At 42.8% G+C, this 21,132-nt stretch carries 24 protein-coding genes and 1 pseudogene; 6 read left to right on the top strand and 19 right to left on the bottom strand.

Annotation, left to right across the window (positions count from 1 at the left end; translation table 11 throughout):
* The 12 genes and pseudogenes from H1R16_RS00370 to H1R16_RS00315 all read right to left on the bottom strand — a co-directional run bounded on the left by H1R16_RS00370 (position 1) and on the right by H1R16_RS00315 (position 8,418).
* Positions 1-864, bottom strand: coding sequence for a VOC family protein (locus tag H1R16_RS00370; protein WP_181886207.1), 864 nt, complete (start codon positions 862-864; stop codon positions 1-3).
* A gap of 15 nt (positions 865-879) precedes the next feature.
* Complete coding sequence (locus H1R16_RS00365) at positions 880-1,227, bottom strand: iron chaperone (RefSeq protein WP_181886208.1); 348 nt, start codon at positions 1,225-1,227, stop codon at positions 880-882.
* Between the two features lie 2 nt (positions 1,228-1,229).
* Positions 1,230-1,805: a hypothetical protein gene (locus H1R16_RS00360; RefSeq protein ID WP_181886209.1), complete on the bottom strand. Its 576-nt coding sequence runs from the start codon at positions 1,803-1,805 to the stop codon at positions 1,230-1,232.
* Positions 1,789-2,202 (bottom strand): SRPBCC domain-containing protein, encoded by a 414-nt coding sequence (locus tag H1R16_RS00355; RefSeq protein ID WP_181886210.1) that lies wholly within the window; start codon positions 2,200-2,202, stop codon positions 1,789-1,791. The genes H1R16_RS00360 and H1R16_RS00355 overlap by 17 nt, the downstream gene beginning before the upstream one ends.
* 149 nt (positions 2,203-2,351) lie before the next feature.
* Entirely contained in the window at positions 2,352-2,783 is a 432-nt protein-coding gene (locus H1R16_RS00350; protein ID WP_181886211.1) for a VOC family protein, read from the bottom strand.
* Between the two features lie 16 nt (positions 2,784-2,799).
* Complete coding sequence (locus tag H1R16_RS00345) at positions 2,800-3,162, bottom strand: nuclear transport factor 2 family protein (protein ID WP_181886212.1); 363 nt, start codon at positions 3,160-3,162, stop codon at positions 2,800-2,802.
* 54 nt (positions 3,163-3,216) lie between these two features.
* A complete protein-coding gene (locus H1R16_RS00340; RefSeq protein ID WP_181886213.1) occupies positions 3,217-3,741 on the bottom strand; it encodes a DinB family protein in 525 nt (174 codons plus the stop codon).
* A gap of 73 nt (positions 3,742-3,814) precedes the next feature.
* A complete protein-coding gene (locus H1R16_RS00335; RefSeq protein WP_228451384.1) occupies positions 3,815-4,390 on the bottom strand; it encodes a Crp/Fnr family transcriptional regulator in 576 nt (191 codons plus the stop codon).
* 10 nt (positions 4,391-4,400) lie between these two features.
* A complete protein-coding gene (locus tag H1R16_RS00330; protein ID WP_181886215.1) occupies positions 4,401-5,612 on the bottom strand; it encodes a DUF763 domain-containing protein in 1,212 nt (403 codons plus the stop codon).
* A 57-nt stretch (positions 5,613-5,669) separates the two neighbouring features.
* Positions 5,670-6,167: a thiol peroxidase gene (gene tpx / locus H1R16_RS00325; RefSeq protein WP_181886216.1), complete on the bottom strand. Its 498-nt coding sequence runs from the start codon at positions 6,165-6,167 to the stop codon at positions 5,670-5,672.
* Positions 6,168-6,275: 108 nt separating this feature from the next.
* A pseudogene (locus H1R16_RS00320) lies at positions 6,276-7,693 on the bottom strand (CCA tRNA nucleotidyltransferase).
* 176 nt (positions 7,694-7,869) lie between these two features.
* Positions 7,870-8,418, bottom strand: coding sequence for an L-threonylcarbamoyladenylate synthase (locus H1R16_RS00315; protein ID WP_181886218.1), 549 nt, complete (start codon positions 8,416-8,418; stop codon positions 7,870-7,872).
* A gap of 95 nt (positions 8,419-8,513) precedes the next feature.
* On the opposite strand from H1R16_RS00315, the gene H1R16_RS00310 reads away from it, so the two are divergent.
* Entirely contained in the window at positions 8,514-8,756 is a 243-nt protein-coding gene (locus H1R16_RS00310; protein WP_181886219.1) for a VF530 family protein, read from the top strand.
* A 1-nt stretch (position 8,757) separates the two neighbouring features.
* Here the strand turns inward: H1R16_RS00310 and H1R16_RS00305 are convergent, their stop codons facing one another.
* From H1R16_RS00305 to gldB, 5 genes are all read right to left on the bottom strand, one after another.
* Positions 8,758-9,135, bottom strand: a complete 378-nt coding sequence (locus H1R16_RS00305) for a YchJ family protein (RefSeq protein ID WP_181886220.1) — start codon at positions 9,133-9,135, stop codon at positions 8,758-8,760.
* Positions 9,132-9,647, bottom strand: coding sequence for a DinB family protein (locus H1R16_RS00300; RefSeq protein WP_181886221.1), 516 nt, complete (start codon positions 9,645-9,647; stop codon positions 9,132-9,134). Before H1R16_RS00300 ends, H1R16_RS00305 begins: the two co-directional genes overlap by 4 nt.
* A gap of 52 nt (positions 9,648-9,699) precedes the next feature.
* Complete coding sequence (locus tag H1R16_RS00295; RefSeq protein WP_181886222.1) at positions 9,700-10,839, bottom strand: cystathionine gamma-synthase; 1,140 nt, start codon at positions 10,837-10,839, stop codon at positions 9,700-9,702.
* Positions 10,840-10,937: 98 nt separating this feature from the next.
* Positions 10,938-11,264: a gliding motility protein GldC gene (gene gldC / locus H1R16_RS00290; RefSeq protein WP_181886223.1), complete on the bottom strand. Its 327-nt coding sequence runs from the start codon at positions 11,262-11,264 to the stop codon at positions 10,938-10,940.
* Positions 11,265-11,315: 51 nt separating this feature from the next.
* Positions 11,316-12,341 carry a gliding motility lipoprotein GldB gene (gldB, locus tag H1R16_RS00285; protein WP_228451038.1) on the bottom strand — a complete coding sequence of 342 codons (1,026 nt, stop codon included), beginning with the start codon at positions 12,339-12,341 and terminating at the stop codon, positions 11,316-11,318.
* Between the two features lie 115 nt (positions 12,342-12,456).
* Between gldB and nadE the strand changes: the two genes are divergently transcribed.
* The 3 genes from nadE (at position 12,457) to H1R16_RS00270 (ending at position 14,140) form a co-directional block, all read left to right on the top strand.
* Positions 12,457-13,248, top strand: coding sequence for an NAD(+) synthase (nadE, locus tag H1R16_RS00280; RefSeq protein ID WP_181886224.1), 792 nt, complete (start codon positions 12,457-12,459; stop codon positions 13,246-13,248).
* 71 nt (positions 13,249-13,319) lie between these two features.
* The gene (locus H1R16_RS00275) at positions 13,320-13,808 is read left to right on the top strand and encodes a ribonuclease domain-containing protein (protein WP_181886225.1); all 489 of its coding nucleotides are present in this window, start codon (positions 13,320-13,322) and stop codon (positions 13,806-13,808) included.
* Between the two features lie 44 nt (positions 13,809-13,852).
* On the top strand, positions 13,853-14,140 hold the full coding sequence (locus H1R16_RS00270) for a barstar family protein (RefSeq protein ID WP_181886774.1): 288 nt from the start codon (positions 13,853-13,855) through the stop codon (positions 14,138-14,140).
* A gap of 65 nt (positions 14,141-14,205) precedes the next feature.
* On the opposite strand, the gene pafA is transcribed toward H1R16_RS00270, so the two are convergent.
* Positions 14,206-15,849: an alkaline phosphatase PafA gene (gene pafA / locus H1R16_RS00265; protein WP_181886226.1), complete on the bottom strand. Its 1,644-nt coding sequence runs from the start codon at positions 15,847-15,849 to the stop codon at positions 14,206-14,208.
* Positions 15,850-16,215: 366 nt separating this feature from the next.
* Here pafA and H1R16_RS00260 point away from each other — a divergent pair, with 366 nt between their 5' ends.
* Positions 16,216-17,880, top strand: a complete 1,665-nt coding sequence (locus H1R16_RS00260) for a hypothetical protein (protein ID WP_181886227.1) — start codon at positions 16,216-16,218, stop codon at positions 17,878-17,880.
* A gap of 176 nt (positions 17,881-18,056) precedes the next feature.
* Positions 18,057-18,224, top strand: coding sequence for an IS3 family transposase (locus H1R16_RS12370; protein ID WP_181886228.1), 168 nt, complete (start codon positions 18,057-18,059; stop codon positions 18,222-18,224).
* Between the two features lie 84 nt (positions 18,225-18,308).
* Here the strand turns inward: H1R16_RS12370 and H1R16_RS00250 are convergent, their stop codons facing one another.
* Positions 18,309-20,393, bottom strand: coding sequence for a T9SS type B sorting domain-containing protein (locus tag H1R16_RS00250; RefSeq protein WP_181886229.1), 2,085 nt, complete (start codon positions 20,391-20,393; stop codon positions 18,309-18,311).
* Positions 20,394-21,132 lie beyond the last annotated feature (739 nt).

Raw genomic sequence — 21,132 nt, 5'->3', positions numbered from 1 at the left:
TTACAAAACATAAGCTTTCTCCAGTTCAGCAATCTCAATTTTCCGCATCTGCATCATGGCCTGCGCCACATTTGCACCTCTTTCGCGGTCTGAACCATTCATCAGTTCCAACAACCTTTTCGGGACGATTTGCCAGCTTACACCAAATTTATCTTTGAGCCATCCACACATGGATTCTTGTCCACCATCTAAGGCGAGAGCATTCCAAAGGCGGTCTGTTTCTTCCTGATTATCCGTCATTACAACAATTGAAATCCCTTCACTGAAGTCAAATTTATGATCATGGGAACTGTCCATACAAAAAAATGAATAACCGTCCAGTTCGAAATGGGCATGCTGAATATGTTCCGGAATTTCGTGTGATTCATTACCCACACCGTCTCCATACTTCAAAATGCGGCCCATTTGGGAAGAAGGAAACGTTTGTGTATAAAATTTCATTGCCTCTTTTGCACGACCATTATTTTCATGAAGAAACATCAAGGTAGGTATCATTTTTTGGGTTCCCTGCTTTTCGCCGAGATATATTTGCCAGGTTACGCCAAACCGGTCCCGCACCCAGCCATATTTTTTACTCCATGGATATTCGCCAAGTTCCATAAGTACCAGCCCATCTTCTGCAAGTGCCTGCCAATAACTGTTCACCTCCTCTTCACTTTCACAAAGGACCATAAAGGAAATGGAGGCATTCTTTTCAAACTGTGGCCCTGCATCCAGAATCATCAGTTTTTGGCCGAAAAGCTCAATGTTGATGACGTATTCTGCATCTACACTAATTTTACCGGCAAAAGTTTGGCAGTAAAAATCTGCAGCATTTCTGCCATCACCGTTGAACCAGAGGCATGGGAAAATGTTATTTTTCATAACAGAATAAAAAAATTAGTTGTTGGAGTTAATCTGCTTTACGCGGAGACTAACTATTTTCTCAATCAGTCCGTAGGGAATTTCACCGGTCAAGGGAAACTGCACAGAGCCCTTTCCCTGTTTATACGCTGACAATTCTTCTCCAAAATGCACATGACCATCAGGCGTGCCGTAAAATCCAATATGTTTCGAAAAAGCGCCGTAGTAAACCAGTGGTTTGCCCAATAAATAATACCCTGGCAATCCATAAGCAAGCCTTTCCTCTGCGAGCGGAACATTTTCCAGTATCAGAGTACGGATCTTTTGCAAAATCTCCTGAACCTCCGGCGGAAAACGGTTGATATACTGATCAACTTCACTCATCGTTAGTCTGCATATTGCTGAAGCGAGTTTTTAAAATGAAGGTATTCTGCACGGTATCGCTCAAGGTCCTCTGACGATAAATACAGTATCCCGAAAATCTTATTTATACCACCAGTTTCAGATGTGGATTCATAGGACCGGGAATACTGACCGTTATCAGCCTTTATTGTCCACCTTTCCACAGTGAGTCCATTCTCGGTGTCCGTGGTGTGTTCTGTTTCCTCCTCGCCGGCCTGCAATGCAATATCTGTAGCAATTCCACTCCACTGAGGGGAAAAAATATAGAACTGTACTTTACCGTCTGGAGATGTAAACACAACACTGTCATATCCTTCTGTACGGGTTGTAGACTGCAGGGAGGGCGTTACCGAAAAGTTTCCCGGAAACTCCACCGTAAACCAGGCACCGGTGTACTTTTCATATTCAACCTGCTCCACAAGAGCCGCATTATTTACTTCCTGCTTTGAAGCAGAATCTGTTCTGTTTGGTACCTCTGTTTTTTTACTTACTTTTTTATCACAGGAAGCGAAGGTGAATAATACAGCAGCGAAAAAACAACATTTAGTGATTTTCCACATACTTATGAAAGTTGTTCAGGATGGCATACCAACCGTCCCGCTGCATTTCGCGTGAATTCTGCTCTTCCGGCTCAAAGATCTGCACCACCTCGGTGGTCTTTTCATCTATTTTATTGAAGTAAACTTCTACTTTCCTCCCGTCTGTCAGATGATATTTAATGGCTTCAAACAAAACTATCTCATCATAAATACCTTCGTAGTCAAAACCAAAACTTCCGTCTTTGGCCTCCATACGTATTTTGAGTTTGCCCCCCACAACCAATGAGTTTTCTGCCTTGGTACACTGCCATGTATCATGGGCATAACTCCATTTGGTAATGTGTTTTGGATCATTCATATAATCCCAAACTTTCTGTACAGGTTCCAAAATGGTAATATCAATCTTAATGGGCTCCATATTTTTTCTTTTAAAAGTATGAAAAATTGCGGTATGTTCCAAGTCCGCGCAATTTTTTCACTTTCCAGTTTATAATAAGATACCAACGTGTTGCAGCGGTAAAAGAACTACCTACGATTTTAGCGATGCAAACTTAGATGTAAATTTTCTCAAATTTGAACACTGTCGTTATGGTTAATCATCCAGTGAATCCCGAAACGGTCGCGAAAGCTGCCGAAGTAGTCGCCCCAGAACTGATCTTCCATGGGCATCTCCACCTCGCCGCCTTCGGAAAGTGCATTAAAAAAACGGTCAGCCTCGTCACGGGATTCAGTAAAAATCGAAATATAATTGCTGTTGCCGGCGGTAACGCGCTGTCCCATACTGGGGCTAACGTCAGAAGCCATAAGCAAGTCACCACCTATCGGTAATGCGATATGCATAATCCGGTTCTTTTCGTCTTCAGGAAGATTCTCAGTGCCCGGTGCATCACCCATCCGCATTATTCCGCCCACAAATTCTCCCCCGAAAACACTTTGATAAAGGGTAAAAGCTTCCAGTGCGGTACCGTCAAAATTTAAGTAAGGATTTAGTTTTGCCATGATTATATTTTTTTGTTTAGTCTTTATCATTTCCTTTGTCGAAGACCATATAGCTTTGCAGAGCGGTGATTTTTCCATTCTGTACCGTATACACATCTGCGAAATGGGAACGTTCCGTCTTACCGGCTGTTTCGGTACTGATGCTTCCTGCCGCAATTACAGTATCGCCTTCGGCAAGGAGATTCCTGATTTGCATATCCACGACCCTGTCCGGTCCGCTGTCATCCATAAATTTGCGCAGACTGTCGCGGCCCACAAGCGTTTCCATGCCGAATCCTGGCCAGTCCACACGAACGTCATCTGCCAGAACCTCATAGGCTTTATTGTTGTTTACGAACAGGTTTTCGAAAAACTGTCTGGCAATTTCTTTGTTATCCATTTTTTGAGTTTTTGAGCTGGGTATGTATAATCAGCATGCGAATTTTACCGCAAATCAGTAGTTCAGGCTTTCATCCAGATCATAGCTCATTCCTTTTAAGCCTAGCAGTTTGCGCATAAGGCCGATTTGACCCAGCAGATAATCTTCGCGGCCAATGCACATACCTATCATATTGAGTACATTTTCCTTTACAAAGGGAATTCGCATCCCAAAGTCGCATGGTGAATCCAAATGTTCATCTGTTACCTGTAAAAGTTTCTGATATACCTGAGGTGAAATCACAGCGTAGTTCTTCTTCAGTTCCTCAAGTGTAGGATAGCTCAGGTTTTCGTCCAGCGCACGACCCTCATGGAATAGTTTGCCGTTAGGATCTTTAACTTCTAAACGCAGCAAATCTGCCAGCCAATAGCGGCATTTCACCAGGTTTCCGGCCATCCAGACCACGTGGTTGGTTACATTATCAATTCTGCGGAGTGCACTTTCTTCAGAAATACCGTCCAGGGCATTTTTGAAACTTTGGGAATGCATCCTGAATGCAGGAACTATAATTTCGAGTTTTGTTGAATTGGGCTTGTCCATGATGTTTTTACTTTAGCATCAATCAAAGTTAGAGAACACAGCCAAATACCCGGCTTGCCATAGGACAAGAAAACTATTTCGCGATAATCTCCTTTCGGATCCTGCTTAACGATGTGTCGGTGATGCCCAGATAGGTTGCGATATGTTTTAAAGGCGCCTGCCTGATAATTTGCGGCTTGTCTTTCATGAGTTTAAGGTATCGGGCGGATGCTGTTTCAGTAATCATATCCAGAGACCGCTGCTTCATCGTAAAAAGCTGATAGGAGAACCATGCCCTGCCCCACTCCCGCAGACCTTCCTGGCGGTGGAAGAGTTCCTGAAATTTTTCATAGTCGATCTTAAACAAAGTACAGTCGGTGACTGCCTGAACATTTTCTGCAGAAGGAATTTTTTGAAATAAGGATGAAGGAATAATTACAATTTCATTTTCAATAAAAAACTCCGTAGTAATCTCCGAGCCGTCCAAACCATTTACATAGGCACGGACCAGGCCATCTTCAACAATATAATAAGCCGCTGCAATCTGGCCCTCACTAAGCAATATGTCACCCTTAGTAATGTTGACCTCATCGTGAGCATCCATAATTTCGCGCACATTCTCCTGGCTGAGGAGGAAGTGGGAGTAAATATGCTGCAATGACTTTTTCACAGATATAAAATTAAAACATTGAAAGCTGAATCCCACCCTGACCCGCAGGTTTTTTGGCATCTCCAAAAACAGTCTTTCCGCCGTACTTCCACGAGTTGCTGCGTTCTTCTCCAATAACTTCATTTAGGTCGAAGGACGGAGTGAAATTCTTTTCAGCGTTCGCAATGATACGGTGGAGCTTTTCAACGGATCTCAATTTATCGGAATTCTCAAGTTTGGACTTTTCAATACCTTTTTGAAGAATGCTGATCGTTTCATCATAAATATCGAGCGGAACCGGAAACGGATGTCCGTCCTTTCCGCCATGCGCAAAAGAGAACCTTGCGGGATCCTTAAAGCGCGAAGGTGCGCCGTGGATGACCTCACTCACCAATGCCAGACTTTGCAGGGTATGCGGGCCCACACCTTTCAGCAGTAACAGCTCTTCAAAATTCTCCGGCGGTACTTCCCTGGTCATGTGCAGCAAGGCACCCAGTCTTTTCATATTCACGTCAGACGCGCGGACATCGTGGTGTGCGGGCAGGATAAGCCTGGAAAAGTCCTGAAGTATCTTTTCATTAGGGGTCCCGGTAATTTCCATAATACCTGCACGGTTTCCGGCAGCACTGCCCGAGGTAAGATTCAGAATGCGGCCGCGGTTTATTCCGGCTATTCCGGTATGCGGTTCCTCCACAAAAGATTTCAGGCTTTGCGAATGCCAGTGATATCTGCGCGCAGTTTTGTCCTGCGTATTCATGCCCTGCTGTATCACTGCCCACTGACCTTCGTCATTAAGTATGAAATTGTGAGTGTACAGCTGATAGCCATCCTGTACCGCAGTATTGTCCACCTTCGCCGAAAGTTTGCTTGCCCTGACGAGTTCATTTCCGTTAAGGCCGGTATTTTCCGAGATTCTCAGCAGTTCTGCGGGGGTTTCGAGAGAAAATTTACCTTTTCCGCCTGCGATATAAATGCCCAGCGTTCTGGAGTTCGGATTGACGGCTCTTTTCAGCGCACCCATTACGGAGGTTGTAATACCTGACGAATGCCAGTCCATTCCCATTACAGCGCCGAAAGACTGAAACCAGAACGGATCACTAAGCCGTCTGATAACCTCATCTTTTCCATAATCACTTAATATAACCTCAACGACGGCCAGGCCCAGTTTGGACATACGCTCATAGAGCCAGGGCGGGACCTGACCATAGTGTAGCGGTAAATCTGCGGAGCCAGAGCGTTTCATATTATATTGATAAAAAAAACGCAAATTTCTTTGCGTTTACTTTTTTAACCGGGTCTTTTATTTAAGAGCGTTCAGTGCGTTTTCATAATTAGGCTCATGAACAATCTCCGGTACCTGCTCGGTATAAATTACTTTGTCATTCTCATCAGTAACTATTACGGCACGGCTAAGCAAACCTTTCATTGGAGAATCTGCAAGCGTAACCCCCAAATCATCACCAAATGTAGACCTGAAGTCCGATAGCGACTCTACATTGTCCAAGCCTTCGGCAGCGCAGAAGCGGCCTAAGGCAAACGGCAGGTCTTTGGATACATTAATAACTACTGTATTATCCAAACCGGCAGCTTCTTCGTTAAATTTTCGTGCTGATGCAGCGCAGATTCCTGTGTCGATGCTCGGGAAAATATTGTAGATCTTCCTTTTGCCTGCAAAATCCTTCAAACGTTTCTCATTCAGACTGCTGTCTACCAAAGAGAAGTCAGGTAATGTGCTTCCAACTTCCGGTAAGTTTCCAACCGACTTAATACTGTTCCCTTTTAATGTAATATCTGCCATAGCGTTATTTTATTTTTTGATTAAATCAAATTTACCAAAAATTCAGACAGCATCAGAACAAATCAAAGGTTAAATTAATCTTAAAAGTGTTTTTACATTCCAACCTAATCAGGCAGTAGGTACCAGACCCAATTCTTTGCCCTGTGTAATCACGAAATTACGCGCTTCGGTTTTATCATTTGTAATTTCTCCTTCCAGGATAGCTTCCTCTCTTTCAATATCCCAATCTCCCGGCCGGGTTTCAGGTTGAATAATGCCATAATCTCCTCGCCGGTGATTGGCGGCTGAAAATTACGCACCTGATCCTTTTCTTCAACCTCCTTTATCTTAACAGCAACATATTCGAAATTCTTTTTGAATTTTTCCTGTTTGTGGGAATTCTTAGTGGTAATGTCAGCTTTGCAGAGCGTAAAAAGATCCTCCAGATCCTCGCCCGAATCAAACAGCAGCCGGCGCAGTGCAGAATCCGAAGTACCGTCGTCAATCAGTGCGATAGGGCGGGAAGACAGTTTCACCAGTTTCTGTACGTACTTCATATCCGGACCCATGGGCAGTTTTAACCTTTGGAAGATAGATTTTACCATTTTGGAACCCAGGAATTCATGACCGTGGAATGTCCATCCGATCTTTTCTACAAATTTCTTGGTTGGAGCTTTACCTACATCATGCAGCAGAGCCGCCCAGCGGAGCCAGAGATTATCGGTATTTCTGGAAATATTGTCAACTACTTCCAGCGTGTGCCAGAAATTGTCTTTATGAGTCTGGCCTTCTACTTCCTCAATTCCCTTTAAAGCAGTAAGCTCCGGCATGATATAATCCAAAAGTCCGGTATCAGCCAGAAGTTTCAGTCCAACAGACGGTTTTTCGGAAAGCATGATTTTGTTAAATTCCACCATTATGCGTTCCATGGAAACAATTTTAATCCTGCCTGCTTCCAATTTTATAGCCTGAAGTGACTCGTTTTCAATCTCAAAGTTTAAGGTTGATGCAAAGCGTATTGCCCGCATCATCCTCAGTGGATCATCCGAATACGTTTGGCTGGGTTCTAAAGGTGTCCGGATAATTTTATCAGATATATCTGCAATTCCCTCGAACGGATCAATCAGTTCTCCGAAGTTTTCTTTGTTCAGTGAGACTGCCAGCGCGTTGATGGTGAAATCACGGCGCTTTTGGTCATCTTCCAGAGTACCGGTTTCCACATCTGGCTTCCTGGAATGCTCGGCGTAACTTTCTTTCCTGGCACCCACAAATTCCAGGTCCAGACCGTTGTGACGAAACATTGCCGTACCGTAGGTTTTAAAAACCGAAACTTTCAGCTTGGGGTTAATTTCATTGGCTACTGCTCTGGCAAGATCCATCCCGTTGCCTTCCGTCACGAAATCAATGTCAGTAGGTGCCTTCCTGCCCATCCAAAGGTCGCGAACGTAGCCGCCTACGATGTATACAGACTGGTTGTTCTGATGTGCGACTTCGGAAACCTGCTTAAAAAGTTTGAAATTTATATTTTGGATAAGGTTGATTTTCATTTGATAGAAAGCGTGCGCTCAGATTTTTTGCAAAGGTATTTAAAAGCGTTCATTACGCAAATTCTGACTGGATTTACACATTAATGAAGCTTCCAGCGTTCCGTGACAGCCTTTGAAAAAAGTCGTGTATTCATTTAAAAACTCTGCTGAACCAGTAGCAAAATGAAAACCAACTACTACTCGCGGATCACCTTTACACGACTGTCTGCCCAAATGCGGATAACAGATGATCCCGCGTATTCTGAAACTGAATCGTGGTTCTCTTCGGCAACAGCATCTACGGCAGCAATGATCTCTTCAGAAATATCGGAATATTTCATTGGTGACTTTTCTCCGCTGAAGTTTGCTGAAGTAGAAACCAAAGGTTTATTCAGTTTGCCGATGAGCTTCTTTAAATAATTATCTTTTACCAAACGGATACCGATACTCCCATCCTCTGCCAAGAGTTCTTTTGGTAAGCCCTTGGGATCATCGTAAATAAGAGTGACGGGCTTTTCGGAAAGATCCATAATTTCCCAGGCTACTTCCGGTACCTCCACCAGGTCCTGCAGGCGTTTTTCAGATTCAACAAGAATAATAACTGATTTGGAACGGTCGCGTTTCTTGATTTCGAATATTTTCTGAACAGCGTCTACATTAGTAGCATCACAGCCCAGACCCCAGATGGTGTCCGTAGGATAAAGAATGGTTCCGCCTGATTTCAGGGTATCAATAAGGTTCTGCATGAATCAAAATTGGTTATTACGGTGGCAAAATTAGCATAATTGGCGGATATGTTGTGGTAATTGGATAAGATGCCGTAATACCTTATTTTTACCGGATGGAACAGAAACAGAAAGATCCCCTTCACGGAAAGCGTCTGGATGCGATACTGGAGGAGCTGGTGGACTATTACGGCGGATTTGAAAAGTTAGGCGAACAGATCAGTATTAAATGTTTCACAGATAATCCCAGCATAAATTCATCGCTTAAATTTCTCCGAAAAACTGATTGGGCACGCACGAAAGTTGAGAGCCTCTATATTTACGTTTTGAGGCAGAAAAAGAAGAATGGCGAACTGTAGCCTATTCTAAGAATTTTCCTGATACATAAAACCAGCGCCCATTAACAAATTTGAAGAGCGAAAGCTCATGATGTAACTGAAGTGTACCTTCTTCATCTTTATACCAGGCCTTGAACTCCACTTTATCTTTCGCCGGTTTCCGTATAATTTCCAGTTTTAGCCATTCATTGATTTCACCCCATTCCTGAAGATCTTTTTTATTGTGAAATTTTCTTTTGGAGGGCAATGTTGTTTCCAAAAGATAGCCTCCATCGGGAATTGCAAAAGCTGAATACCTGGAACGCATAAGTGCCTCCGCTGAAGGCGCATACTTTTCACCGGTGTGACAGGGCTTACAGCAGTGTTGGTAGGAGAGATTTGAACAGCAAGGACAGGTCATTTCTGTTGATTTATGTTGGGAATATACCTTTCATCAATCACATTCAGATGATGAATATTATGGCCGATGATAAGTTTTCCGAGAAGTTCTACAGTCATTTCGTTTTCATTAGCCCGCCCACTTTCAGCAAGCTGCGTCTTTTCCAGATTTTCAAAGAACAGTAAAGTTGATTTCCTCACCACTTCAAACTCCTCCATTAAACTGCTGAGACTTCTGTTGACCAGTTCGTAAGTCTCACCATAACTTACCTCATCCCAACCCGGAAGGACGGTCTTATCGCGACGTGCAAAACGAAGGGCACGGTACGAATAAATTCTCTCGGCATCAATGATGTGCTGAAGCACTTCCTTCAGGGTCCACTTTCCCTCCGCGTAGGTGTAGTCAGCCTGAATCTCGGAAAATGAGCTGTAGACTGCCACTGTATTACCACAGGAATTGCGCATTTCAGTAAGCCAGTCTGGGGAAGGAATCAGATCCAGATAGCGCTGAATGTATTTTTCGAAATCAGTCATGGTTTAAAATTAAAAAAACCTTCAGAGATTTTAAATCTCTGAAGGTTTATGTTTATTTGAAAGCTCTTTCGAGGTCTGCCAGCAGGTCCTCACTATCTTCAATACCAACGCTGAGCCGTACAAGATCGTCTGTAATACCAAGCTCGGCACGCTTATCTTCCGGAATGGACGCATGGGTCATAAGTGTTGGATGATTCGCCAAAGATTCCACACCTCCTAAGGACTCAGCCAGCGTGAACACCTTTACCTTCTCCAAAAATTTCACGGCATCTTCTTTCTTACCGGATTTAAAGGTGAATGAGACCATTCCACCAAAATCTTTCATTTGTTTTTTCGCAAGATCATACTGAGGATGAGATTCCAGACCGGGATAGATCACACGTTCTACCGCTGGATGGGATTCCAGATATTTGGCTACTGCCCTACCGTTTTCGGAATGGCGCTGCATCCGGAGTGCCAGGGTTTTTATGCCCCTGAGAACAAGATACGAATCGTGCGGACCCAAAATACCACCGCTGGCGAACTGAATAAAATGCAGTTTTTCCCCGAGCTCCTCCGTTTTAGCAACAAGCGCTCCGGCAATAACATCAGAGTGACCTCCAAGATATTTTGTAGCCGAGTGCATAACGATATCAGCACCTAAATCAATCGGACGCTGGAGATACGGCGTAGCAAAAGTATTGTCTACCGCTACAAGAATATCCTTCCCTTTCACAAGTTCAGTTACCGCCTTGATGTCCACCAGTTTCATGAGTGGATTTGTAGGTGTTTCCACCCAAATAAGTTTTGTCTTATCGGTGATCAGTTCTGCTATTTTGCAAACATCATCAAAATTCACGAAGGTGAACTTAAGCTGATATTTATCAAAAAGGCGGGTAAACATTCGGTAAGTTCCGCCATAAAGATCATCTACAGCAATAATCTCGTCGCCGGGATTGAGAAGTTTTAAAACACAGTCTATCGCAGCAAGACCGGAGCCGAAAGCCAAACCGCGGGCACCGTTCTCAATGCTGGCAAGACTGTCCTCCAAAGCCTGTCTTGTTGGATTGGCTGCTCTGGAATATTCATATCCGGAATGCACACCCGGAGAGGTCTGGGCAAAAGTAGATGTTAAAAAAACCGGAACATTTACAGAACCTGTAGTAGGTTCATGCTGCTGTCCGCCGTGTATTACTTTAGTGTTGAAATTCATATCTGTTAATTTGCTGATTTACTAATTTGACAATGCGATGATTGGGTGATCAGGAAAAGAAGTGCCACAGTTTAGCTGACGTGATTATCCTGCCGGTATTACATTTTAATCGCTGATTTCACGGCAAATTCTTCGGCCATTTCCTCCATCCACTGGGCTACATCTTCTTCACCTGTGGCCGTTTTATAGGTGTTGCTGAGTGAGATAAGCATCTGGTGCAGGAACATTTTCATTTGGTCTACAGGCATTTCCTTTGTCCAAAGGTCTATTCTTAATGCTTCCATAGTTTTGTCATCCCAAACGGAAATCATTGCAGCTTTGGTTTCCTGGGCCTGGATGCCACCGTCCTGGGCATTCCAGGTCATTTTTTCGGGAATATGGTTTTCATCCAATTCCACATCTAATATGATTTGAGTCTTCTTCATTGTATAATTTTCGGGGGAATTCTCTGTATGTGACTGAGAACCGATCCCGCATTAATTTTTAGGTTTGTATTCTGATTTGTTAAATAAATCCGTAGCGCTCATCGCCAGAAAATCGCTAATCGGAGTTTTGGGGTTCTTCTCATAAAATTTTCTGCAGATTTGCCAACCTGTGAAAACACCGACCCTCGGCGACGACTGCTTATCTACATCAGTATAGAATTTTGAGAACGGTCCCGGGTTAATAAATCTTTCCGTAAGGCGCGGGTCCGGGCTGAACAGATAATCATTCTCGATGAAATAATCCCAGATACTCACTTCGCTGGCACTGCTCCATTCATATTGTTCTGCCGTAGCGTTCATTTTAAGATGATCCGGCAAATGAGGAAGGAAAGCATCCTGCAAAGTCATAATTTTGCCGTTATACACCATCTGATCCAGAAATTTCTGCGAAGTTTTGTCAAAAGGTACGATGCTTATTGCAATGGCTTCTGATGTTTTCGGGATGATGTTTTCGGCATTCATAGATACCTTGAAGTACTCTTCAATTCCTTTGTAATATTCATTTTTAGACCCCATGAATCCTGAAATATCGATGAAAAGAAAACCCTGCTGAGGGTCATAGATAACTGGCTCCTCATACATCTGCGTGCTGGACGAAAAAGTATAGACTTTAGGGTTTGCAAAATTTGGAAAATGATATTTCACCCGGGCGAAAAGACCTGCCAGGTCGGTTCCCAAAAGGTTAAGATCCACCTTTGCGGCAGCTTCACGGTAAAGTTTCGCCTCCTCCGGATTATTCCGACGTTTAACAAAATCTTCGTCGCTCACAGAACCCTGAAACCAGGGATATTTTTGCTTAAACTGCTCCATACTAACGTCTGGGGCAAAAAACTCTTTAGAAATATCGGTGATTATGATTTTACCTGCAGGCTGCTCAATTTCGATGTCCCAAATATTCTTATCTTCTTTAGTACAGTTTTGCAGAAAACTAAGTGAGAAAACAAGAACCAGGGAACCCACCGCGCCACGTATAACGGAGGAAGAGTATTTTAAAGGTGTACTTTTTCTATTGGTCATTTTTAAATTCAATTTCGGAACATTGCCGTGTTGGTGACAATTAATTTTATATTTTTACAAAAATAATGAATTTTTAAGGATTGTCCAATTCATCCCAATGCATAAAACAACGTTCATGCAGACTGAAAAAGTAACCGAAAGAATTGTTACCTGGCTTAAAGATTACGCAGAGCAGGCCGGGGTCCAGGGATACATTGTGGGTATCTCAGGCGGAGTGGACTCGGCAGTAGTGTCCACACTTTGCGCAATGACAGGTATGAAAACAATGCTGCTGGAAATGCCCATACACCAGAATGCGGAGCATGTGAGCCGTGCCTGGGAACACATTGATTTCCTGAAAGGTAAATTTAACAATATAGAAGCTGCAACGGTGGACCTCACTCCCGCTTTCGGTGACCTTTATAAGTCCTTCAACGCAGACGCAACAGAGTTCCCTAACGAGCAGTTGGCTCTGGCTAATACAAGAGCCCGTTTAAGGATGCTTACACTGTATTATTACGGACAGATACACGGGCTTTTGGTTTGTGGGACGGGTAATAAGGTGGAAGATTTCGGCATCGGTTTTTATACAAAATACGGCGACGGCGGTGTAGACGTCTCACCAATAGCCGACCTTTATAAAACCGAAGTTTATGAACTTGCCAGATCACTCGATCTTGTGGAATCCATTCAGAATGCCATTCCTACAGACGGTCTTTGGAATACCGAGCGTACCGACGAACAGCAAATTGGGGCCTCCTATCCCGAACTGGAAAAGATCCAGAAAGAATGGGGAACCAAGACCGAAGAAGACTACTCAGGCAGGGATCTCGAAGTATTTAAAATATTTCAGAAGATGAATAAAGCCGCCCAGCATAAGATACAGCCCATACCGGTATGTGATATACCTGAGGAATGGCGCGGTTAAATTTTACCGGGATAAAACATACACCCTTAATTATTTAGTCAGATGTATTAAAATTCTGTCAGCCAGTATTCATGCGCAAAGATAATTTCAAACTCTTCCTTATTTTCATTATCGGATTGCTTACCGCATATCTCATAATGTACTACGTAAATGATAGTAATGCGGAAGGTGAAAATAGTGGAGCGGATCACCAAACTGAACAGCGGAAGGATCAGAATTCCGCCAACGAAGATATTGATGCACTCACAGAAGCCGGCCGGGTGATCAGTTATGTGAAGACTAACCGCAGTCTGCCGAAATATTATCTGACAAAGAATGAAGCACGTGCAAAAGGCTGGATTGCTTCGGAAGGAAACCTTTGCGATATCCTTCCGGGCAAAGCTATCGGCGGCGACAAATTCGGCAACAGGGAAAAGAAACTGCCCGCGGGTAAAAAGTATTATGAAGCAGATGTAAATTATACATGTGGAAACAGAAATGCTCAGCGCATCGTATATACCCCGGATGGTGAAGTATGGCTGACAACGGACCACTATAAAACTTTTCAGAAACAGAAATAAATCAGAATTAACATTAAATAAAGGAAACGAAGCAGATGGAGAACATGAAAACAGTATATATTGACTTTAGTAATATTGGTGATTTCGAGGATTTTTATGCTCAGGTAAAAGAAAAAATGTCTATACCGCCGGATTTTGGGGATAATCTGGATGCCTTTTATGATTTCATAACGGGACAGGCCGAGCAACCCGTCCATCTTGAATTTGTAAATATGACGGTAGACCAGCTGGAAACATTTGAGGATCTGCTCCTAACTATGGAGGATGCGGAAGATGAAGTTGAAGACTTTGGCTTTTCGTACTATCTGGAGCAATACGAGGACGGAGAATAAATTCCGGTATAATTCAAACTAAAAACGCGCCTTTCGGCGCGTTTCACTTTTAATAAAGATTTAATTTAGTTTCCAATTACCTCCGAAATCGGCTCACCGATATTTCCGCTTGGATTTTCGATTTTCAGGATCTGCGCAAGTGTGGGGGCGATATCCGTCATATGGTAGGGCTTAGTGCTCTGCCCTTTCTTTACACCTTTTCCCATAAATATCAGAGGAATGTGAGCATCATAAGAATTCCATACACTGTGAGTTGTTCCTTTCTTCGCATAGTTTGGAAGCATCCCGTCGTGTGAGATTATCTGTATATCGCCACTGCGCTGCCAGTTATAACCGTTGATGATCCTGGACTTAATAGGTTCTGGAATCGCAGCCGAACCTATCTTAGCCAAATCTACAGCGTAAAGTACACGTGGGTCCCGGTTCAGACGGTTGATGATGTTTTGCTTGATATCTTCAGCATCCAGTTTATGTTCACGAATGAGTTGCTGGTTCAGATAGATCTGATAATTGTCTACTGCCCAGATTAACTTTTCATGGTTATAGCGGGTTTTAAGCTCCTCTTCCAGATTCTTCTGCAAACCATCATCAAAAAGGCCTGTCAGCATCTTATTTGTTTCCATATACCCAAGAGAGTGCGCACCGCCATGGTCTGCCGACAGGAATACCAGATAGTTATCCTTGCCAACTTTTTTGTCAAGCATGGCAAAGAAATTTTCCAGGTCTTTATCCAATCTTAGGTAGGTATCCTGAACTTCGATTGAGTTTGGGCCAAAGGAATGCCCAACATAATCTGTGGAGGCAATATTAATGGCAAGAAAATCCGTATCCTGGTTTCGGCCCATTTTGTAAGCATCAAGTGCGGCTTCGGCTACTTTTAGGGTAAGCGTATTGCCAAAGGGTGTAGTGCGGATAATCCCCTTTTTGGCAGCATAGTCGGCTGCCAGGTTTTTGTATGGAAAGACAGGAGTTTTGGCACTTCCTAAAAGCTGCTCCCAGGAAACATCATCTGCTGTACTTTCGGTGTATTGTGCAATGGGAAGAGAAGTGTCCCATCCGTTGGCCACAAGTCGCGAGCCCCAATCTTGAGCATTGAAATCCTTCAGCCATTTGGGCAGTTCACTCATGTAATAAGAACTGGTCACAAAATGTCCCGTACCTTCATCAAACCAGAAAGCTCCCGTTGGATTGTGTCCGGCCGGCAACACGGAAGCTCTGTCTTTCAGTGATACACCGACTACCTTAGACCTGAAATTAGAAGCAATTCCCAACTGATCTGTTATGGTTGTGCTCCAAAGCTGGTGCGGAGAGTGTGCGCCAATCCTTTCCGAAGTCGATCCAACACCTTTTACCGATGAATCTGTAGTACAGTATACATTTTTGCCGGTTTCCCGGTCTGTCCAGTCATTTCCTGCAATACCATGGATTGAAGGCACCGAACCTGTGTAAATTGATGTATGACCAAGAGCTGTAACCGTTGGAACATAGTTAATCATCACATTGTTCAGATTATAACCTTCATTCATGAGCCGTTTAAAACCTCCTTTTCCATATTTGGTTTCATAACGGTAAAGGAAATCCCACCGCATTTGGTCTACAACTATTCCAACAACCAACTTCGGTTTCTCATTGTCTGCTGATTTTGTGTTCTGTGCGTTTAGACTGAAAACAGAAAGCGCAACAAATACTAAAGCACTGAATTTTTTCATGAAATTTTTAATTGAATTACAGTGCAAAGATAAGGAGCTTTCCTCACTGACCGCCAGTTTAACTGCTAACAAATTGTTAAGTAATTGCCAGCGTTTATACAGCATTAGTACAGATTGTATCCATCCCAAAAAATGGTGATAACAGCAAAAACCAGCTAGTCTAAACGCCTTAAATAATACAATCCCATTTAAACAGTAATTAATTATTCAATGTAAAGGTTTCGTTATAAAGACCCATTTCTAACGGATATTTTATATACTTTTAACGCTATTACGTATAATTTTTAGTTCAGAACATTAAAGATTACCCTTTTATGTAGAATTATTCAGTACCCAGGTTTGCAATCAAAAATAAAAAAAGAAATAATGACGAAAAAAAATTTACTGACGGAAAACAGCGGGCCGGAAGCCGAACCGGAGTCGGGCAAAAAAAGGACAAACAGTAAAAAACATGTACGGAGTAGTGAAAATTCGGCGAACGGCTTTACAAAACTTAAAGGAAAACCTAACTACTCAAAAATCAGAACGATAACCACGCGACACAATACCAGGATCAGGCTGCAACTGTCTACAATGTTTGCACAACCTAATGTAAAATTAAAGTCGAATATCTCTTCTCTGAATGAAAAGACCTGCTTCAACTGCGAAGAAGTGACGGGCGTAACAGTAGAATATCCCATTATGGTCTGTCAATCGGCAGAAGCCAGCAATATACTTCCGGGAGCAGTATTCAGTGCTAATGATATTTTGGAAAGGGGGAAGTTTGTCTATCATGGTATGAGGCAGCGTAAAGCGCTAACACTAAAAACAGTAGGTAGCGACGGGCTGAAATACACTTCAGAAGAGGTTGTTCCAACCGTGAAGGAAGAATTTCGGCAGCAATTAACATCTGCGGCAGCAAGACTTACTGACTTTTCCAACTGCATCAGTTCCAAACCCTACGTTATGGCAGATTCACAATCCGCAGAAACCACAATTGAAGATTTTTTGACTTTCAAAATGGCTCCATCCCGTTTTTTCATAGACGAATCAGGCGCTCCAAGCCTTAATCTTACATCTCCGAAGAAAAACTATTATTATCTGTTTACTTTCAGGCAAACATTTATGACTGTGAGTGCAGGTAAGTTAAACGGTCCTGATGATATTTTCACATATCCAACCGAAAGACAACCGGACTGGTTCTATTTTGAAGAGGTGGAATATGGCCGGCTGCTTCATATTATCTTTGAATCCAATATCCGACTGGATAACTTTTGCAAAACAGCAAACGGAGCGCTGAACTGGCACAAGTTCAACTCCGGAATTGCTGCCGAGCCATGTGATTCAAATCTTATAAAGCAGATTTCAGTAAAAGTTCACGCCGGTGGCGGAGTTCCTAATCCTGAAACCGATCCAAAAAAGATTAAAGCAGCAGTAGACGATTATTTTACAGAACCGGTAAGCGAGTTTCAAATAGTTCCGCTTTCATTTAAAGCGACCGATATGGAGGGTAACAGACTGAGCCTGAAAACAGAAGCGTTCCTGAAACAGAAAAACTGTTTACGTACCAATAAATTACGGGTAGGAATAAAATCAATATCCGTTTTACAGTCTGATGATTCAGAGAACAGCTACGGCCAACTTTTTGGCAGCCTATCCATTTATGTATATAATGACCGGCAAAAAGTCATACTTGCAGATGGCAGGGAGATGCCGGCATATCTGGAATCGCTTAATCCTCCCACAACCAAGATCCGGTACGGTGCCGGGGAGCATCCTTTACGTCTGAAGGCTGGGACGACGCTCAATCATACCAATCCCATACTTAACAATAAGTACGTAAACCTAACAGTAGAAAATCTGCATTATCGGATTAAGATATATGCCACCGGCCGGGAGGAGGAGAATCTTCCTTCACGAGACTGGAAGCAGACGGACAAATTTGACAAGACAGTTGGACAAATCCTGCATGAGGGAATACTGGAAAAGACATTATTCTTTAATGAAGGAAACTCGCAGGTAGAACTTACAATAGACATAAACCCATACTAGCTGCGGACTGATAAAAGAAAAGCCTTCCCAAGATTGCACTGCCCTCAAAAAGTTAGACCCTTTTAGGGGCATTTTTTATGGGCTAAGAAAAATAAGATTTATAGTTAAGTTAACACCTGTAAAAGAAGTTTAGCATCTCGTGAAATGGCAACTGTCTGGAAATTGCAATCACAGAAATGTTCTTCGGCACCCTCAAATCAGCGATGTTCTATACGCCAAAATCCAGCTCAGTCTCTAAACCCGGAAAAGAAATATCAGACTACACAAACTACTACAACATCGTGCGGATTAGGCTAAACCTAAAAGGAAAGAGCTTGGTACAGCACGAAACTCTTTCCTTGTAAAAGTCATTGAATAATGTTTAGTTTTATCTAAACTTTTGGGTACAGTCTTACAACTGAGGCGGATTTTTTATTCTATAGAATAAGCTATTCTATATTTTTAACAAGAATCCATCCTGAATATTTGACTGGTGTTCCGGCCGCATCAGCCTCGTTCCAGGTTACCGTGTACCAGTACGTGCCGGTTGAAATTTTTCTATCGCTGCGTCTTCCATCCCATTTATAGCCATTTGACCGGTCTGCCTGATACACATTAATTCCGTAACGGTCGAATATCTTTATCACCAGATTCTCTTTGTAACCCAATGAGGAATAATCAATGGCATCGTTTACCCCATCATTATTCGGCGTAATCGCATTAACCAGATTCGGCACCGTGATTTGTATTGCAGAAGGCTCACAGTCAAAAGAATCTTTAACATAAATCATGTTTTTACCCCTTGGAACATTAGTAAAGATGTTGGAATCCTGCCATACAGAATTGTCCATAGAAAATTGGTATGGTGGGGTGCCTCCAATTACATTTACCGTGATGGTGTTGTTTGAAATATCGATTGCTGAAACAACAGGAATTGGAGCTGCTGAAACGGTTACTGTCTGCTTGGTAACACATTCACCTAAGGTAAGTTTCACCCAGTAGCTGCCTACACTTACATTTGAAATAGAGGAAGTAGTTGCTCCGGTACTCCACAGGTAACTGCTGAATCCCGGACCGGCATCAAGTGTAGTGGTATCTTCGGGGCAAATGATTTTATCCTTTAAAACCACCGAATGATTTGGAGAAGTTACATTAAGGGTGATTTGGGAAATACCTGTACAGCCGTTCGGGCTTGTACCTTTTACGTAAACAACGGTATTTGGCGATACAAAGGCGGACGGATTAGAAATGGCATTGGTTCCGTTGGCCGCATCAGTATAGGAAGGATAGTAGGTTTTTGCCACTGTTCCCCCGCCAACTGCCGCACTGTTAAGATCAAACAGTCCTGTAGCAGGGTTTGTTTCAATAAAACAGGTTGTAAGTGAAGCATCATTCATTACCACAGTAGGATAAAACTGTAGGGATATGGTGCCGTAGTTCGAACAGCCTTGAGTGGTTGTAACATGCATATAAACCGCAGTCGGAGCTGCTGTGAAAAATGCAGCAGGATTTGTGATGGGATTTACGCCATTATTCATGTCATTTATTGTGCGGTAATACACCCGCGTGGCTGTAGGATCAGCAAACATAGCGGCTGAAACTGACGTAAGATCGAAGATGGCAGTTCCTTCGTTGTTATTGTTACAGGCATTAACTGTTGCATTGCCAACCGTGATTGCACCCTGTACAAAGTTGATAGTTCCTATTTCCAAACACTTATTTATTGGATTAAGCGGATTTGTAGGATCGGTATAGTGAAGTGCATAATAATAAGTATTGGCAGTATTCACTGTAACCGTACCAAGTGGATTACTGTTGGTTAAAAGATCATTGGTGTTATTGTGGTAGGTTACGGTGAAGTTGGGATTTCCATTGACGATTCCCGCAGAGAGCGTGCTGAAGTCAAATACGCCCGGATTTGTACAGAGAGTAATGACCCCGTCCTGATTGGGACCTGGAGCAATAAAAGGATTAGGACTAATTGCGGGATTATTGTAAGGAGAAGCCATGGTTGCCGTTCCTCCCCAGGTCAACGAAAACGGTGCGGTAGTCGTACTTCCTGCACCCACCCAGTTATCAATATATAAGTAATAAGTTTGACCTGCCGTGACATCCAGGTACTGACAGTATGGAGTCGTGGAACCTCCGGCAGCACTGATCACCGTACTTGTCATATTCAGACCGGTAGAAGCGCCCACGCCGATAACCGTAGCCGCATTACAGCGGATGGGTGACCCCAGGTTTCCGCAGGCAACATTTGGACCATAAACAGCCCAATCATAATCTGCTGCCGGATCAGTAGGAACAAGATCAAAGGTTAATGTTCCGCTTGTAGCAATTGTTATTTTATACCAGATAGAATTATGTTCACCAGTACTCAGACATCCTCCCAAAGATTCATTGACTAAGCCAATACCGGAAGGACTGTAGGTAATACTGGAGTTTCCACAAACAGTTAAAGCGGTAGAGCAATCTTCCTGAGAGAAAAAAGTTTGTGAGATAAGTAAAATAACGAAGAGTAAAGTTTTTTTCATATCAATTTGGAGTTTTCAAGGTTTAATATATATCAAATATATAATTTTTAATTATAATTACTGAAATAATAATAAAATCATTACATTTAATAATAAAAATGAATACTCATTTTTACTTATACTCCCATGATTGTTTCTATGAAGAGTAAGCCGAAGATTTTCTCTCTAAATTAACACGGATTCAGCTTGCAAGGGAATTCATTGTGATTGCCTTATAAATTTTTGTGTTTTATCTTATGATCGTTTACCGGAAAATTTCTCTTGCATTACTGATGAAATAATGAACCCAATATAGGGCATCACAGGTGGTTTGTACTGTAGATTTTCATAAAGATGAGGATGCCCTACCGGCATAAACACAGGGTCTTAAGCGTGGAAACCGTGTTCCATAAACCGTGCGAAGACTTTATGTATGCCCCGGCGGATGGAGAAAATGCACGAACGCATACGAAAAACCAAGACCGTCCTCCGGCAGAAGCTCTCGCATTACCAAGCCGGAACCTGCCATGGATGCCCAATGCGGAGTACTGGCCAGCCCACCAAACCGCAGCGTAGAGCGCAATCACCACCTGGAGTGGGAAGAACGGACGCGGCAACTTTTAACAAGTGAGGAAGGCATCAAATAACGCAAACCACGCTCTGTTGATGTACAACCCTCGTTTGCCCACCTGAAACATTGTAATGGAAACGGTTTACCCTCAGAGGACTAAAAAAAAGGATAATCAAAGTTCGGTTTACA

It is taken from the genome of Marnyiella aurantia, assembly GCF_014041915.1.
GTDB lineage: Bacteria > Bacteroidota > Bacteroidia > Flavobacteriales > Weeksellaceae > Marnyiella > Marnyiella aurantia.
The sequence above is the reverse complement of the archived record's forward strand: the minus strand, read 5'-3'. Positions and strand labels throughout refer to the sequence as shown.